This is a genomic window from Aquitalea sp. S1-19 (assembly GCF_024343515.1).
Genome location: NZ_RJTZ01000371.1, coordinates 1 through 403, shown reverse-complemented (window position 1 = coordinate 403; position 403 = coordinate 1). Strand labels below are relative to the sequence as shown.

General features: G+C 60.8%; 1 pseudogene. It reads right to left on the bottom strand.

The features are described 5' to 3' along the window. Window positions 1–134 precede the first annotated feature (134 nt). Window positions 135–403, bottom strand: a pseudogene (locus EGI20_RS19110) (hypothetical protein); the annotation flags it as partial.

Sequence of the window (403 nt, the reverse complement as noted above, 5' to 3'; positions counted from 1 at the left end):
TGGTAAACAGCTCCAGCAAAATCGTATTCGGTACGCTGGCTTTTCATGTGCTGCCCCTGTCGTTTGACAAGGACAGCATAGCCGGCCTGAATCAGCCGCGACGCGAGCGATTGCCTGAAGGCGGCCCCCGGCGGCTATTTTGCGGCTTTTTCGGGTGGCGCAACTGGCTGTTCTGGCGCTGCAGCAAGGTATCGATTTCTTCCGAGGTCGATTGCATCAGGCTTTGGCTCCAGCTTGTCTTGCCCGGTGGCCGCGGCGATCTGCTCCAGATAGTCGAGGTTGGGTGCGACGTAAAAGCCGCTGGTGGGCAACGGGTCGGATTTTTCCAGCAGCAAGGCGGCAATCGCCTTGTGCGTGCGCCCATCCAGCCCCGCGACAAAGCCGGCCTCGTGCTGGCCGAAGC